Annotated in this window: 14 protein-coding genes; 11 read left to right on the top strand and 3 right to left on the bottom strand. The window is 68.7% G+C overall.

Annotation, left to right across the window (positions count from 1 at the left end):
* Positions 1 to 13: 13 nt before the first annotated feature.
* Together pknB and ACFY5A_RS16810 are read right to left on the bottom strand one after the other, a co-directional pair.
* On the bottom strand, positions 14 to 1,969 hold the full coding sequence (gene pknB / locus ACFY5A_RS16815) for a Stk1 family PASTA domain-containing Ser/Thr kinase (RefSeq protein ID WP_387235742.1): 1,956 nt from the start codon (positions 1,967 to 1,969) through the stop codon (positions 14 to 16).
* A gap of 76 nt (positions 1,970 to 2,045) precedes the next feature.
* Positions 2,046 to 3,197 (bottom strand): LysM peptidoglycan-binding domain-containing protein, encoded by a 1,152-nt coding sequence (locus ACFY5A_RS16810; protein ID WP_387235739.1) that lies wholly within the window; start codon positions 3,195 to 3,197, stop codon positions 2,046 to 2,048.
* Between the two features lie 122 nt (positions 3,198 to 3,319).
* On the opposite strand from ACFY5A_RS16810, the gene ACFY5A_RS16805 reads away from it, so the two are divergent.
* Entirely contained in the window at positions 3,320 to 3,679 is a 360-nt protein-coding gene (locus ACFY5A_RS16805) for an Rv2175c family DNA-binding protein (RefSeq protein ID WP_387235736.1), read from the top strand.
* Here ACFY5A_RS16805 and ACFY5A_RS16800 read toward each other — a convergent pair whose 3' ends face one another.
* Complete coding sequence (locus ACFY5A_RS16800) at positions 3,680 to 4,780, bottom strand: polyprenyl synthetase family protein (RefSeq protein WP_387235733.1); 1,101 nt, start codon at positions 4,778 to 4,780, stop codon at positions 3,680 to 3,682.
* An 85-nt stretch (positions 4,781 to 4,865) separates the two neighbouring features.
* Here ACFY5A_RS16800 and ACFY5A_RS16795 point away from each other — a divergent pair, with 85 nt between their 5' ends.
* From ACFY5A_RS16795 to ACFY5A_RS16750, 10 genes are all read left to right on the top strand, one after another.
* Positions 4,866 to 5,240: a DUF3040 domain-containing protein gene (locus tag ACFY5A_RS16795; RefSeq protein WP_105676479.1), complete on the top strand. Its 375-nt coding sequence runs from the start codon at positions 4,866 to 4,868 to the stop codon at positions 5,238 to 5,240.
* Between the two features lie 270 nt (positions 5,241 to 5,510).
* Entirely contained in the window at positions 5,511 to 5,942 is a 432-nt protein-coding gene (gene mraZ / locus ACFY5A_RS16790; protein ID WP_105676477.1) for a division/cell wall cluster transcriptional repressor MraZ, read from the top strand.
* 102 nt (positions 5,943 to 6,044) lie between these two features.
* Complete coding sequence (rsmH, locus tag ACFY5A_RS16785) at positions 6,045 to 6,983, top strand: 16S rRNA (cytosine(1402)-N(4))-methyltransferase RsmH (RefSeq protein ID WP_341941878.1); 939 nt, start codon at positions 6,045 to 6,047, stop codon at positions 6,981 to 6,983.
* Entirely contained in the window at positions 6,980 to 7,546 is a 567-nt protein-coding gene (locus ACFY5A_RS16780; protein ID WP_105676475.1) for a hypothetical protein, read from the top strand. Before rsmH ends, ACFY5A_RS16780 begins: the two co-directional genes overlap by 4 nt.
* A 32-nt stretch (positions 7,547 to 7,578) precedes the next feature.
* Positions 7,579 to 9,357 (top strand): peptidoglycan D,D-transpeptidase FtsI family protein, encoded by a 1,779-nt coding sequence (locus ACFY5A_RS16775; protein WP_387235730.1) that lies wholly within the window; start codon positions 7,579 to 7,581, stop codon positions 9,355 to 9,357.
* Between the two features lie 31 nt (positions 9,358 to 9,388).
* Complete coding sequence (gene murF / locus ACFY5A_RS16770; RefSeq protein WP_387235727.1) at positions 9,389 to 10,801, top strand: UDP-N-acetylmuramoyl-tripeptide--D-alanyl-D-alanine ligase; 1,413 nt, start codon at positions 9,389 to 9,391, stop codon at positions 10,799 to 10,801.
* Positions 10,798 to 11,910 (top strand): phospho-N-acetylmuramoyl-pentapeptide-transferase, encoded by a 1,113-nt coding sequence (gene mraY, locus ACFY5A_RS16765; protein ID WP_387235724.1) that lies wholly within the window; start codon positions 10,798 to 10,800, stop codon positions 11,908 to 11,910. The genes murF and mraY overlap by 4 nt, the downstream gene beginning before the upstream one ends.
* Complete coding sequence (gene murD, locus ACFY5A_RS16760) at positions 11,900 to 13,432, top strand: UDP-N-acetylmuramoyl-L-alanine--D-glutamate ligase (RefSeq protein WP_341941881.1); 1,533 nt, start codon at positions 11,900 to 11,902, stop codon at positions 13,430 to 13,432. The genes mraY and murD overlap by 11 nt, the downstream gene beginning before the upstream one ends.
* Positions 13,401 to 14,606: a putative lipid II flippase FtsW gene (gene ftsW, locus ACFY5A_RS16755; RefSeq protein ID WP_105676468.1), complete on the top strand. Its 1,206-nt coding sequence runs from the start codon at positions 13,401 to 13,403 to the stop codon at positions 14,604 to 14,606. The genes murD and ftsW overlap by 32 nt, the downstream gene beginning before the upstream one ends.
* Positions 14,603 to 15,682, top strand: coding sequence for a glycosyltransferase (locus tag ACFY5A_RS16750; protein WP_387235719.1), 1,080 nt, complete (start codon positions 14,603 to 14,605; stop codon positions 15,680 to 15,682). The genes ftsW and ACFY5A_RS16750 overlap by 4 nt, the downstream gene beginning before the upstream one ends.

Genomic DNA, 15,682 nt, shown 5'->3' with positions numbered 1-15,682 from the left:
CGCGCAGCGGATGCTAGCCGCTGAGTCCCATCTGGAGCACGATGGTGGTGCTCTTGCGCTGCGGCTCGGTCGGGCTGTAGGAGACGACCTTGGTGTTCTTGTTGTCGAGCAGGTCCCACGCGCCATCCGGGATCATGGTGTCGCTGGTGTAGCTCCACTTGAACCCGGCGTTGGTGAGGGCCTCCTTCGCCTTGTCCCGCGTCATCCCCTTCACATCGGGGACGTCGAACAGCTCGGGCCCCTTCGAGACGATGAGCTGGATGGTGTCGCCCGGTCGCCAGGATCCCGCCTCGGCGCGGTCGGCGTACCCGATCACCTTGTCCTTGGCGACGTCCTCGCTGAACACGGTCTGGCTGTCCGGGTTGACCACGAGACCCTTGTCGGTCAGCGTCTTGGTCGCCTGGTTGACGTTCATGCCGCTGACGTCGGGGACAGGGCCCACCGACACCTGGATGGTCGCCGTGTCCTTCTCGTGCACCGTGCAGCCCTGGTCGCAGCCGAAGGCGTCGCCGCCGCCACGAGGGGTGATGCGCACGTTGAGGACCATGCCGTCGTCGAGGTCGTCGAAGTACTTCTCGTCGTCGGTGATGTCGAGGTTCGCCGCGTCGAGCTGACCGCGGACGGTCTCGACGTCCACTCCGGCGACGGGGGCGAGATCGTGCGGTGCGGGTCCGGTGGAGACGATCACCGTGACCGTCACGCCTCTGTCGAGACGCTGGCCCTCTCCGGGGTCCGTCTTGATGACCTCTCCTGCGGGGATGTCGACGGAGAACTCGTCCTTCTGCACCGGCACGAATCCCTCGGCCGTCAGCGTATCCGCGGCGTCCTGGTACGACATCCCGGCCACACCGGGCACGGCCACGAGCGAACCGGGGCCCGATCCGAACCACCAGCCGACGCCGCCAGCGACCGCGGCCAGCAGCAGCACGAGCGTGAGCAGGAAGGCGCCGCGGGCACGTCGCTTGGACGACCGGCGACGCAGCAGCGTCGCGTTGTCGACCGTCTGCGGCACGGGAGCCGTGGGGTCGGCGATGGGCAGCGTTCCCGGCATGACCTTGGTGAGATCGCCGGAGTCGGCGTGCGCGCGCTGTGGCGCGGTGGCGGAGGCGACGGCGGGGGCGATGCCGAGAGAACGCTCGATCTCGCGCAGGCGCTCCAGCATCTGGCCCGCGTCGTCCGGACGGTCGTCTGGGGACTTCTCGGTGGCCCAGAGCACGAGCTCGTCGAGCTGCTCTGGCACGCCGGGGTTGCGCGCGCTCGGCCTCGGCACCGATTCCGTCGCGTGCTGGAAGGCGATCTGCATGGGCTGCTCGCCCTTGTAGGGCTGCTCGCCGACCAGCATCTCGTAGAGCATGATGCCGAGCGCGTAGATGTCGCTGCGGGCATCGGCGGTGCCGCGTGTGACGAGCTCGGGGGCGAGGTAGGCGATCGTGCCGAGCAGCTGCTGACCGGTCGCGGTGTTCGCCGTGGTGGCACGTGCGAGGCCGAAGTCGCCGATCTTGATGCGGCCGTCCTCGGCCAGCAGCACGTTCTCGGGCTTCACGTCGCGGTGCACGATGCCGGCGCGGTGAGCGGCGGAGAGACCGGAGAGCACCGCATCCATGATCGTGATCGTCTGCGAGATCGTGAGGCGCTTCTGCTCGCGGAGGAGCTCGCGCAGGGTGATGCCCGGCAGGTACTCCATCACCAGATAGGCGAGCTCGCCGTCCTGGCCCTGGTCGAAGACGTTGACGACGTGCGGGTCGGCCAGACGCGCCGCCGAACGGGCCTCCTGGATGAACCGGCTCTGGAAGGCCGAGTCGTCGCTGAGGTGCGCGTGCATGACCTTGAGGGCGATGCGCCGCTCGAGGCGGAGGTCGGTGGCGACGTACACCGTCGCCATGCCGCCTCGCGCGATCCGGGCCCTGACCCGGTACCGACCGTCGACGAGCCGCCCGATGAGGGGGTCGGCCTGCTGATTGGTCGTCACGTCAAGATTCTATGGAAGACAGGCTGAAAGCCTGCGGAACGGCTCGCCCCTGAGGGCTGCGGGTTTGCCGGGAGGTTCACCCGAGGTGGGCGAGCCACTGGTATGCCTGGGACTCCCACTGGCCGTAACGCAGGGGATACGCGGAGATCTGCACCGCCTGGGCGGCGTCTGTGAACGCCATGCCGTCCCATCCGGGGATGTCGAGCAGACCGCGGGAGTTCTGCCCGTTGGGGTCGCTCTGCCCGCCGTAGAAGACGCGGGTGCTGCGGTCGGCATCCATGATCTGCTCCGCGGCGCCCCACCCGGTGCTCGGGCGCTGCTGGAAGAGTCCGAGCGAGTCGCGGTCCCCGTAGGAGAGGTTGCGCATGCCCGACTCGACCATCGCGGTGGCCAGTGCGATCGCGACGCCGCGATCGGAGACCCCGAGCTGGCGGCCGATGCGGACGATGAGCGCCGCGTTCGCCGTCTGCTCGGCGTCGAGGCTCGCGCTGAGCTGCTCGGTGCCGGATGCCGCTGCGGCAGGGGGAGCGGAGACGGTTATGCTCTGCCCCGGATAGATGATCGATCCCGGGCCCAGGCCGTTCCACGCGTACAGGTTCGCGGTCGAGGTGCCGTGGTTCTGGGCGATCGCGGAGAGCGTGTCGCCCGCGACCACCGTGTAGGTCTGCCCGCCCGTCGGCGCCGGTGCGACGACGACCGCCGGAGCGGCCGCAGGGGCCGAGGGTCCGGTGACCGCAAGGGTCTGGCCCGGGTAGATCACGGATGCCCTGGTGAGACCGTTGGCAGCGAGCACGGCGTCGACCGTGGTGCCGTACTTCTGCGCGATGCCGTAGACGGTGTCCCCAGCGACGACCAGGTGGCTCTGCCCGACCGCAGCCGACGGCGCGGGAGAGGCGGGCGCTGCGGCGCCCGTGAGGGTGAGCGTCTGGCCGGGGTAGATCACCGAGCGCCAGGTGAGGCCGTTCCATGCGAGCACATCGGTGGTGCGCAGACCGTGCTGCTGCGCGATGGCGGACACCGTGTCGCCAGGCTGCACGACGTAGCTCGTCGGCGTAGCCGTGGCGGGCACGATCCGATGGCCGGAGAGATGGAGACGCTCGATCTGCGCCGATGACGTGTCGGCGGATGCCGGGGCCGCGGCGATCGTTCCGGCGAGGGTGCCGAGCACGGCAGCGGGCACCCCCAGCTGCAGGTAGCGCATGCGTCGCGCTGCGGAGTTCGGTCTCACGGGTCCCCCTTGTTCGACGTCTGCCCACGCTGACACGTAAGTAAACAGAAGTCAACAATAGTGACTCAAGTGAAGGATGTGACGGGTGTGACGATATGCGCCGCGCGCGCAGAGGTGAGATAGTGGGCAACGTGTCTGAGAACGTCGCTGCATCCACCGAGTCCGCCTGGCTGACCATGCCCGATCTCGTCGAGGTGCTCGATGTGCCGCTCGGCCGCGTGCGCCGCCTGATCGACGAGCACTACCTCATCGGCTCCAAGCGCAGCGGCGTCTTCGCCGTTCCCGCCGAGTTCATCGTGGACGGCCACCCGCTCCCGTCGCTGCGCGGCACCATCATCGCGCTGCAGGACGCCGGATTCAGCGACGACGAGGTCATCGACTGGCTCCGCGGCGAAGAGGAGACGCTCGGCCGCTCGCCGATCGCCGCGCTGCTCGCCGGGCACAAGAGCGAGGTGCGGCGCATCGCGCGCACGCTCGCCTGATCAGGCGGATCGCGTCGTCGCCGCCCTGGCGAGGTCGCGCAGGCCGCTGACGGCGGCGTTGTCGAGCCGAGCGCCCGAGAGCGCACGGTCGGCATCCTTCGCATAGGTATCGATCATCTCCTCGACGCGGGCGAGGGCGCCGGAGCCGTCGATCGTCGCCTGCAGGAAGGACACCTGCTGCGCGTCGAGATCCGGATCCCCGAGCATCTCGTCGAACAGATTCCTGGCGGAGGCGTCGAGGGTCTGCCTCGTCAGTGCGACGAGGACGGTGCGCTTGCCCTCACGGAGATCGTCTCCGGCCGGCTTGCCGGTGACCGCCGTGTCGCCGAAGACGCCGAGGACGTCGTCCCGCAGCTGGAACGCCATCCCCACCGGATGTCCGAACCTGCGCAGCGCCCGCAGCTGCTCCTCGTCGGCGCCCGCGAGGGACGCGCCCAGCACGAGCGGCTGCTCGATGCTGTAGCGGGCCGACTTCAGGGAGACGACGCGCAGTGCGCGCTCGACGTGGGAGTCGGCGGCGTTCACGCTCCATGCCGACTCCTCCGCGATGTCCAGGAACTGGCCGACCGTGACGTCGCGGCGCATCCGTGCGTACTCCCGTCGCACGCGAGCGGCGTGCGGATGCGTCTCCAGCGCGTCCTCCAGCAGATCGTCGCTCCACGCGACGAGGAGGTCTCCGAGCAGGATGGCTGCCGAGCGTCCGAACGCGGCGGCGTCTCCGGTCCAGCCCGAGCTCTCGTGAGCACCCTCGAGGGCGCGATGCGCGGCCGGCCGGCCCCGTCGCGTGTCGGAGTTGTCGATCAGGTCGTCGTGGACCAGCGCGGCCGACTGGAAGATCTCCAGTGCGGCGCAGACGTCCCAGAGAGAAGGTGTCTCGGCGGCGTCGCGGTCGCGGAACCGTGCTACTGCGCTCCAGCCCGAATGGCAGAACCGGGCGCGCAGCCTCTTGCCTCCGACGAGGGTGTCCGCGGCCGCGTGGAGCATCGCGGCCGCGTCGGGGCCGTATTCGACGGACTCGACGCGCATCCTCTCGATGAAGAGATCGAGGCGTTCGGCGACGGCGTCGGGGACGGGATTGGGTGACGGCACGACTCCCAGCATACGTAAAGGGAATCCGGGCACGAACGGCTACCCCGAGGCGCCGAGGCGCGCGTAGAATGGTCGGAAGAAACCCGAGGGGGACGAAATGCCACTCTCCGAACAGGAGCAGCGTCTGCTCGATGAGATGGAACGCCATCTCCTCCACAACGACGCGGATGTCGTGAGCGCGCCTACCGGCGACCGCACTCTGAGCTATCGCAATCTCGTCTACGGAGCCCTGCTGCTCCTGGCAGGCGTGGGCGGTCTGATCGTCGGCGTCATCCTCGGTGACGTCTGGGGGATCGTGGTCGGCGTCGTCGCCTTCGCCGCGATGCTCGGCGGTGTGATGCTCGCCGTCACCCCGGTTCGACGCCCCGTCTCCGCCGTTCCCCGCGAGCGCGCGAAGAAGCAGCAGCAGAACTCGGCCTCCTTCATGGATCGCATGAACGATCGATGGGATCGCCGCCAAGACGGTCACTGACCGCAGAAACTTCTCAAGGCCCGGATGCTCAGCATCCGGGCCTTTTTCGTGTTCGGTGTGGCGCTGGAGGGGGCTGGAGCCGTCCTCCACGGGCTTCCACCCGTCCTCCACTGGCACTCCACTCTCCTCCACCGCGTCTTTCCGCGGAAACTTGGGGTGCTCTGATCGGACGATGCTGGTATTTCACCGAATTGTCGTAGGAAAGTGGAGGGAAGTGGAGTAAAGTGGGGCGCACCTCGAGTTGGCCGGACGGAGAGGGGGTGATGGCCGATGCTGCTGGGTACGCACTCACCGAAGCTGGACGACAAAGGGCGGGTCATCCTGCCCGCGAAGTTCCGCGAGGACCTGGGCGGCGGCATCGTCGTCACCCGTGGTCAGGAGCGCTGCCTCTACGTCTTCAGCACGGCCGAGTTCGAGTCCATGCACGAGCGGATCCGTCAGGCGCCGCTCGCCAACAAGCAGGCGCGCGACTTCATGCGCCTGTTCCTCTCCGGTGCGAGTGCGGAGATGCCCGACAGCCAGAACCGCATCACCATCCCCGCTCACCTGCGTCAGTACGCCGGGCTTCAGAAGGAGCTCATCGTCACCGGTGTCGGCGCACACGCCGAGATCTGGGACGCCGAGAGCTGGAACACCTACCTCGCCGCCGGCGAGGAGACCTACTCCGAGCTGGAGCAGGAGGTGATTCCGGGACTCTTCTGACCACGGCTGTGATGCCCCGCCGCTCCCGCCCCGACACACTTCCCCGGTGCCGGGTCGAGCAGCGGAGGGGGATCAGAGCCGAAGGTCACCCCGAGAAAGATCATGAACCTCCGAGACATACACACCCCCGTCCTGCTCGAGCGCTGCATCGAGCTGCTCGCTCCCGCCCTCCAGGCGGACGGAGCGGTGCTCGTCGACGCCACCCTCGGGATGGGCGGGCACTCCGAGGCTCTGCTCGAGCGGTTCCCGAACATCCGCCTCGTGGGTCTCGACCGCGACACCGACGCCCTCCGCATCGCGGGGGAGCGGCTCGCGCGCTTCAAAGACCGCATCACCCTCGTGCACACGGTCTACGACGAGATCGGCCTGCACGCGCAGGGCGCCGCGGGCATCCTGTTCGACCTCGGCGTCTCCTCCCTGCAACTCGACGAGGCCGAGCGCGGCTTCGCGTACTCGAAGGATGCGCCGCTGGACATGCGCATGGATCAGACGAAGGGCATCACCGCCGCCGAGGTCATCGCGACCTACAACGAGGGCAACCTCCGTCGCATCTTCGAGCGATACGGCGAGGAGAAACTGGCCGGCCGCTACGCGCGCTTCATCATCGATGCGCGGCAGAAGCAGCCGATCACCCGATCGGGAGAGCTCGTCGAGATCCTCATCGCCGCGACACCGGCGGCCGCTCAGCGCGCGGGTCACCCCGCAAAGCGGGTGTTCCAGGCGCTGCGGATCGAGGTGAACGCCGAGCTCAACGTGCTCGCCGACGCCATCCCTTCCGCGATGGACGCGCTCGCGGTCGGCGGGCGGATCGTGGTCATGTCCTATCAGTCCCTCGAAGACCGCCTGGTCAAGCAGGCGTTCGCGGCGGGCGCGGCATCCACCGCTCCGAAGGGGCTGCCGGTCGAGCTTCCCGAGCACGCACCGAAGTTCCGCATCATCACGCGGGGAGCAGAGCTCGCCGACGACGAGGAGCGCGCGCGCAATCCGCGTGCGATCCCGGTACGGCTGCGCGCAGCCGAGAAGGTGCGGGAGAGCGCATGAGTCTGAACGCCGTCGTCCGCACGCCCAAGGTCGCCCCCGAGGCGCCGTCTCGGGCGCCCCGTGCGCGTCTCGAGCCGGTCACCGCGCCGCGGGCTCGACGCAAGCCGAAACTCGCCTACGCGCTCGTCGCGCTCGGGGGAGCTATGGCGATCGGCGCCGCGCAGATCGGGCTCTCGCTCGCGATCACCCAGGACTCCTTCACGCTGGCCTCCCTGTCGTCGCAGCAGGGGGATCTGAACCTGCGCACGCAGGCGCTGCAGGAGGAGCTCACCGGAGTGAGCTCCCCGCAGGCGCTGGCGACGGGCGCCTCCGCTCTCGGCATGGTCGTGGCGGGCGCTCCTTCGTACCTGCGGCTCAGCGACGGCGCCGTGATCGGTGCGGGCACCGGGGCGGGATGGGCCTCGACGGTCGATCCGAACGGAGCGGGAGCGGTGAGCAACTCCCTGTTGCAGGCGCCGACGAACGACGCGACCGACGGCCCCGTGACCGAGGACGCGACGACGCCCACAGAGCAGCTGCCGCCGGCGATCACCGACGGCCTTCCCAGCCCCACGACCCACTGACACCCACGACCACCATCTGACGGAGAGAGTCCATGACGACACGAGCCACCCGGAGTCCCCGGCGACGCACCGTCGTCGCACTCGCCGTCATCCTGTCGATCCTCTGCGTGTTCATCGTGCGCCTGGTCGACATCCAGGTCGTGAGCGCCGACGAGCACGTCAACCAGTCGCTGAAGTATCTCGGCGAGGGAGACTCCATCCCCGGGCAGCGCGGGGACATCGTGGACGCCGACGGCACGGTGCTCGCCGAGAGCGTCACGGTCTACGACTACGTCATGGACCCGAAGGCGATGAAGACGGTGGAGGACAACGAGAAGAACCCGCCGAAGCTCCCGTGGGCCGAGGCCTCCACGAAGATCGCCGAGATCATGGGCCTGAACGCCGACGAGCTGCGCGCAGGCGTCGCCGCCGCTCAGGCGGAGAACCCCGACACGCAGTGGTACCAGCTCAAGAACGGCCTGAACGCCGAGCAGTACACGCAGCTGCGGGCGCTCAAGCTCCCCTATCTCCACGCTACCGAGCGCGAGAAGCGGGTGTACCCGAACGGCGCTGTCGCGGGCAACGTGATCGGCTTCCTCAACGGGTCGGGCGATGCCCAGGCCGGGATCGAGAAGATGGAGGGGCAGTGCCTCGCGCCGAGCAACGGCACGCAGAGCTACCGCAGGGGTATGGACGGCGTCGTGATCCCGGGCAGTGAGCGCACGGTGGACGCCGTGAACGGCGGCACCGTGCAGCTCACGATCAACAGCGACCTGAACTGGTACATGCAGCAGATGATCGCCGAGGAAGCCCAGGCTCAGGGAGCGCAGGGCGGCACCGTCACGGTCGTCGACGTCAAGACAGGCAAGATCCGCGCCGCCGCCGAGTGGCCGACGGTCGACCCCAACAACCTCGACGGATCGTCGCCGAGTTCCTGGTACAGCAAGCTGTTCACCTACGCCTTCGAGCCCGGATCGACATTCAAGCCGGTGACGGCCGCAGCGATCATGGAGAACGCCGGCGTGACGCCGACCAGCCCCACCGTCACCGCCTCCTCGAAGGAGAAGTTCGAGAACGGCGCCGTGATCAACGACGCGTTCGTGCACCCGACCTACAACTACACGCTCGCCGGAGCCCTGATCGACTCCTCGAACGTCGCGCTGTCGAAGTTCGGCACCATGGTCAGCCCCGACGTGCGCTACGACTACCTCCAGCGCTTCGGCGTCGGCACCGAGACGGTCGGGTTCCCGAGCGAGACGAGCGGAGAGCTGCACCCCACCAGCGAATGGGACAACCAGTCGCTGTACACCACGACGTTCGGCCAGCACTTCACCGTCACCGCCCCGCAGGTGGCCGGCGCATACCAGGCCATCGCGAACGGCGGAGAGAAGATCGACCTCTCGCTCATCGAGTCGTGCACCGACGCCGACGGCACCGTGCACGAGGCGGCCGCGCCGAAGAAGGAGCAGATCATCAAGCCGGAGACGGCTGCGGAGCTCACGCGCATGCTGGAGAACGTCGCGGTGCAGGGCGGCAACGCCGAGCGGATCAAGGTTCCCGGCTACCGGGTGACCAGCAAGACCGGCACCGCGCAGATCCCCGACGGCAACGGCGGCTACAAGTCGGGCGTCTACTACACCAGCATGGTGGGCTTCGCGCCGGTCGACGATCCGCAGTACGTCGTGATCGTCACTCTCGACCAGCCGACTAGAGTTACATCGTCCGCTGCGACGGCATCCGCCTTCCAGAAGGCGATGACGCAGGTGATGAAGACCTACCGCGTGATGCCCTCGACCGTCCCCATGGACGCCCTTCTTCCCAAGTTCGAATAGCCGGCACCCCCATGCCGCGCCTGGAGATGTCATGATCGCCCTGTCGCTCGCTGAGATCGCCGCCATCCTCGGCGGTGAGCTGCGCCTCATCGGAACCGATACGGCGGAGACCGTCCTGGACGGTGTCGTCGACACCGACTCCCGCACGATGTCCGCGGGGTCGATCTTCGTCGCCAAGCCCGGCGCCGAGACCGACGGCCACCGCTTCGTCGGCGCCGCCGTGACCGCGGGCGCCCGCCTCGCCATCGTCGAGCATCCCGTGGACGAGCCGGTCTCGCAGATCGTCGTGGCCGACGCCGTCGCCGCCCTCGCCGATCTCGCCCGTGAGGTCGTCTCGCGCGTGCGCGCGCGGGGAGATCTCAAGATCGTCGGCATCACCGGATCCAACGGCAAGACCACGACGAAGAACTTCCTCGCGCGCATCGTCTCGGACGAGGGCGAGACGGTCGCCCCGATCAACTCGTACAACAACGAGGTCGGAGCGCCGGTGACGATGCTGCGCGTCACGGAGAGCACCCGGTACCTGGTCAGCGAGTTCGGGGCCGCCGCTCCCGGCAGCATCGCGCGTCTCGCGGGACTCGTCGAGCCCGACGTCGCCGTCGTCCTCATGGTCGGCATGGCGCATGCGGGCGGCTTCGGAGGCATCGAGGAGACCGCCAAGGCCAAATCGGAGCTGGTCGCCGCGGCGACGCCGAACGGGGTCGCCGTGCTCAACCTCGACGACCCGCGCGTCGCAGCGATGCGCGAGCTCGCCGAGTCCCGCGGCATGAGCGTCATCGGCTTCGGCCAGACCGCTGCGGCAGACGTGCGGGCCCACGACCTCGTCGTGTCGGCATCCGGAACCTCCTGCATCATCGAGGCGGACGGAAAGCGGATGCCGCTGCACCTGCGCGTGCTCGGAGCCCATCACATCAGCAACGCCCTCGCCGCGATCGCGGCAGCCGGAGCACTCGGCATCCCGGCCGCCGATGCGATCGCCCGCCTGGAGACGCTCGACGTCGCCGAGCGCTGGCGCATGCAGCCGATGGGCAACGACAGCATCCGCATCATCAACGACGCCTACAACGCGAGCCCCGACTCGATGGCGGCCGCCCTGAGGACCCTCGCGCAGATCACCGGACCGGGGGAGCGCACGGTCGCGGTCCTCGGCGCGATGAGCGAGCTCGGCGAGACCGCGGGCGAGGAGCACGACCGCATCGGCCTGCTCGCGGTGCGACTCAACATCCAGCGCATCGTCGTGGTCGGGCCCGAGGCGCGTCGACTGTATCTCTCCGCCGTCGGCGAGGGGTCATGGGACAGCGAGGCCGTGCATCTGCCCGATCAGGATGCGGCATTCGAGTATCTGCGCACCGAGCTGCGCGACGGGGACAGGGTCCTCGTGAAGTCATCAAACTCCGTAGGCCTCAGGCATCTCGGCGATCGTCTGGGAGAATTGTTCTCGTGAGGTCTCTCATCATCGCGGCGGCGATCTCGCTCGCCTTCACCCTGTTCCTGACCCCCATCTTCCTGAGACTGTTCCGGAAGTGGGGATGGGGGCAGGTCATCCGCACCCCCGAGGCGGTCGAGAACCCCAGCCACGAGGCCAAGCGCGGCACCCCGACGATGGGCGGCGTGATCTTCATCGTCGGCACCATGGTCGGCTACTTCGCCGGTGTCTTCGCCGGCGGGCGGGTCCCCGCGCTCTCGTCGATCCTGGTGATCTGGCTCATGGTCGGCTTCGGCGTCGTGGGGTTCATCGACGACTACATGAAGGTCCGCAGTCAGCGCAGCCTCGGCCTGTCGGGCTGGCGCAAGGTGATCGGACAGCTGCTCGTCATCGTGCCCTTCGGCATCGTCGCGCTCAACTTCCCGAACCACGCAGGGCAGACCCCGGCATCCGGGGCCGTCTCGCTGTTCCGCGACATCCCGTGGCTCAACTTCTTCGCGTTCGCCGCTGTCATCGGCTGGGCGCTCTACCTCGTCTGGATCTCTGTGATCGGCGTCGCCACGTCGAACAGCGTGAACCTCACCGACGGGCTCGACGGCCTCGCGGCCGGCGCCGGCATCATCGTCGTCGGCGCCTACGGCCTCATCTCCTTCCGACAGTTCCAGCAGTCCTGCGTCGGCGAGTCGATCGAGAAGGCCGCCCTCGGAGGCTGCTACGAGGTGCGCGATCCGCTGGATCTCGCGATCGTCGCCGCCGCCTTCGCCGCCGGCCTCATCGGCTTCCTGTGGTGGAACGCCCCCAAGGCCAAGGTGTTCATGGGTGACGTCGGTTCGATGGCGATCGGCGGCGTGATCACTGCGATGGCGATCCTCACCCGCACCGAGCTGCTCCTGTTCGTGATCGCCGGCGTCTTCGTGCTGTCCTCGGGCTCGGTCATCCTGCAGCGCACCTACTTCAAGATCACGCGCGGCAAGAGGCTCTTCCTCATGAGTCCCTTCCACCACCACCTCGAGATGCGCGGCTGGTCCGAGGTCACGATCGTCGTGCGGATGTGGATCATCGCCGGACTCCTCGCGGTGACGGCGGTGGGCCTGTTCTACGTGGAGTGGCTGACGCGTGTCAGCTGAGCGCCTCTCGACTCTGACGAGCTGGCACTCCGACTGGTCCGGTCTGCGGGTCGCCGTGCTCGGACTGTCGATGACCGGCTTCTCCGTCGCCGACACCCTCGCCGAGCTGGGCGCCGACGTCCTCGTCCTCAGCGAGTCCGCCGAGGAGGAGTACGCGCGACTGCTCCCGGTGATCGGCGCGCGCCTCGAGCTGGGCTCCCTCTCCGAGGTGCCCGAGGCGCTCGAGAGCTTCGACGCCGACGTCGTGATCGCCTCGCCGGGGTTCTCTCCGTCGCATCCGGTGATCCGCTGGGCGCAGGAGTCGGGGATCGCCATCTGGGGCGACATCGAACTCGCCTGGCGCGTGCGCGACAAGGTGACCCGTGTCGATGGCACTCCGGCAGAGTGGGTCCTGATCACGGGCACGAACGGCAAGACCACGACGACGCAGCTCACGGCTTCCCTCCTCGTCGAGGGCGGGCTGCGAGCCGCGCCGTGCGGCAACATCGGAGTGCCCGTGCTCGACGCCGTGCGCGACCCCGCCGGGTTCGACGTGCTCGTCGTGGAGCTCTCCAGTCACCAGCTCTGGTACATCGGCCAGTCGAGCGCGGAGGGCCAGCTGTACCCGTACGCATCGGTGTGCCTGAACCTCGCCGACGACCACCTCGTCTGGCACGGCAGCGCCGACGCCTATCGCGAGGCGAAGTCGTACGTGTACCGCAACACCAGGGTCGCGTGCGTCTACAACAAGGCGGATGAGGCGACGAGGCGGATGGTCGAGGACGCCGATGTGATCGAGGGGGCGCGAGCGATCGGCTTCGACCTCGGCACCCCCGGCCCCAGCGACCTCGGCGTCGTGGAGGGACTGCTCGTCGACAGGGCCTTCCTCGACGATCGCGCGCGCAGCGCCCTCGAGCTCACGACCCTGCGAGATCTCGACGATGTCGGCCTCGCCGCGCCGCACATCGTGCAGAACATCCTCGCCGCGAGCGCGCTCGCTCGGTCCCTCGGCGTGGAGCCCGAGGCGATCCACTCCGCGCTGCAGAGGTTCCGTCTGGACGCCCACCGCATCCAGGTGATCGCGCGGCACGCGGGCATCACGTGGGTCGATGACTCGAAGGCCACGAACCCGCACGCCGCGGCGTCGTCCCTGCGCGCCTATCCCGGCGCGGTCTGGGTGGTCGGCGGCGATCTCAAGGGCGTCGACATCGCTGAGCTGGTCGCCGACGTGGGCGGCACCGCCCGTGCGGCCGTGGTGATCGGCGTCGAGCGCGAGGCCGTCGTCGCGGCATTCCGGCGACACGCGCCGACGGTGCCGGTGTTCGAGGTGGATGCTGGCGAGACTGGACAGGTCATGAACCGCGTCGTGGAGATCGCTGCGGGGATCGTCGACGAGGGCACCGTACTGCTGGCCCCCGCCGCGGCATCCTTCGATCAGTTCTCCAGCTACGCGGATCGCGGCCACCGCTTCGCCGAAGCGGTGCGGGAATGGATCGACCGGGGGAGCACCGATGACGCAGGTGGCTCGCACACCTCGCTCTGATCCCGCGCGCTCCGAGTCGCGCGGTCTCGCCGCCAGGGTCTCGCTCGGTCGGCGGTTCACCCCGGTGTCGACCGAGTTCATGATGATCGCGTCGACGGCTCTGCTGCTCACGATCTTCGGCCTGGTGATGGTGCTGTCGGCGACGAGCGCCGTCGCCGTATCCAAGGGCGAGAACCCCATGGACGGCGCGCTCCGACAGGGCATCTTCGCGGTGCTCGGCATCCCGTTGATGTTCGTCATCTCACGGTTCCCGATCGACTTCATCAAGAAGATGGCGTGGCCCGCCCTGTTCGGCGCCATCGCACTTCAGTTGTTGGTCTTCACCCCACTCGGCAAGGCCGACGGCGGCAACAGGAACTGGATTCTCGTCGGAGGTTTCACCCTCCAGCCCTCGGAGTTCCTCAAGCTCGCTCTCGCTCTCTGGATCGCCTACGTGCTGCTGCGCAAGCGGACCATGCTCGGCACCTGGCATCAGGTGTTCATCCCGGTCGTTCCGGTCGGGGCGCTGGCGATCGGCACGGTCCTCGCAGGCAAAGACCTGGGCACGGCGATGGTGCTCGTGCTCATCCTCCTCGGCTGTCTGTTCTTCTCCGGGGTGAAGCTGCGGCTGTTCATCATCCCGGTGCTGCTCGGCGTGCTCTCGGTGGTCCTCCTCGCAGTGACCAGCACCGACCGCATGCGCCGCATCACCGCGGTCTGCTCCGACATGAACAACTACACCGGCGACTGCTACCAGTCGATCCACGGCATGTGGGGAATGGCATCCGGGGGGATCTTCGGCGTCGGACTCGGCAACTCCCAGGAGAAGTACGGCTGGTTGCCGGCCGCCGGAAACGACTTCATCTTCGCGATCGTCGGCGAGGAGCTCGGGCTCATCGGATGCCTTGTGGTGCTCGCCCTGTTCGCCACCTTCGCTGTCGGCGTGTTCCACATCATCCGCAAGACGCAGGATCCGTTCATCCGGGTCGCCGCCGGCGGAATCACGGTGTGGATCGTCGGCCAGGCGATCTTCAACATCGGCGTCGTGATCGGGCTCTTCCCGGTCATGGGCGTGCCGCTGCCCTTCATGTCGCAGGGCGGTACGGCGCTGCTCGCCGTGCTCATCGCGTGCGGGGTGCTGCTGGCCTTCGCGCGCACGATCCCCGCAGCCGAGCGGGGTAAAGTCACACGGTGACCACGTACCTTCTCGCCGGCGGGGGCACCGCCGGCCATGTCAATCCCCTGCTCGCCGTCGCCGATGGGCTGCGCGAGCGGGACGCCGACGCATCCGTCCTGGTGCTGGGCACGGCCGAAGGCCTCGAGGCCCGTCTCGTCCCCGCCCGCGGCTACGAGCTGCTGATCGTCGCCAAGGTGCCGTTCCCTCGTCGTCCGAACGGGCAGGCTCTCGCGTTCCCCGGACGCTTCCGCCGTGCGATCGCACAGGTGCGGGAGCACATCCGGACGCACAGCGTCGACGTCGTGGTCGGCTTCGGCGGCTACGCCTCGGCTCCGGCCTACGTGGCGGCGCGCCGAGAAGGCGTTCCGTTCGTCGTGCACGAGGCCAACGCGAAGCCCGGACTCGCGAACGTGCTCGGCGCACGCCGTGCCGCCGCGACGGGAGTCGCCTTCGACGGCACCCCGCTGCGGGGGAGCGAAGTGGTGGGCATGCCGCTGCGCCGCGAGGTCATCGAGCTCGATCGCGCCGCCCGCCGCGCCGAGGCCGCCGAGTACTTCGGCCTCGACGAATCCCGCCCCGTGCTCCTCGTCTTCGGCGGATCGCTCGGGGCGCAGCGTCTCAACGAGGCGCTGGCGGGCTCGTGGGGCGACATCCTCGCGTCCGGGTGGCAGCTGCTGCACGTCACGGGGGAGCGCAGCGACCTGGCGGACCCCGGCGTGCCCGGATACGCGCTGCGGCGCTACGTCGACCGAATGGACCTCGCGTTCGCCCTGGCCGATCTGATCGTCTCCCGCTCCGGAGCCGCGACCGTGAGCGAGGTGAGCGCCCTCGGCATCCCCGCACTCTACGTGCCGTACTCGGTGGGCAACGGGGAACAGCGCCTCAACGCCGCCTCCGCTGTGGCCGCAGGCGCCGCTGAGCTGCTGGACGACCCCACCTTCGACGCCGACGCTGTGCGCCGCATCGTCGTGCCGCTCCTCGGCGACCCCGAGCGGATCGCGCGCATGGCCGCGGCCGCGGAGCGCGTCGGAACCCGCAGCGGCACCGACAACGTCATCGCCCTCGTCGACCGCGCGCTCGACGCCTCGAACTAA

It is taken from the genome of Microbacterium sp. NPDC012755, from assembly GCF_042901325.1.
GTDB classification, from domain to species: domain Bacteria; phylum Actinomycetota; class Actinomycetes; order Actinomycetales; family Microbacteriaceae; genus Microbacterium; species Microbacterium natoriense.
Note: the sequence above shows the minus strand (reverse complement) of the source record. Positions and strands in the feature narration are given on the sequence as shown.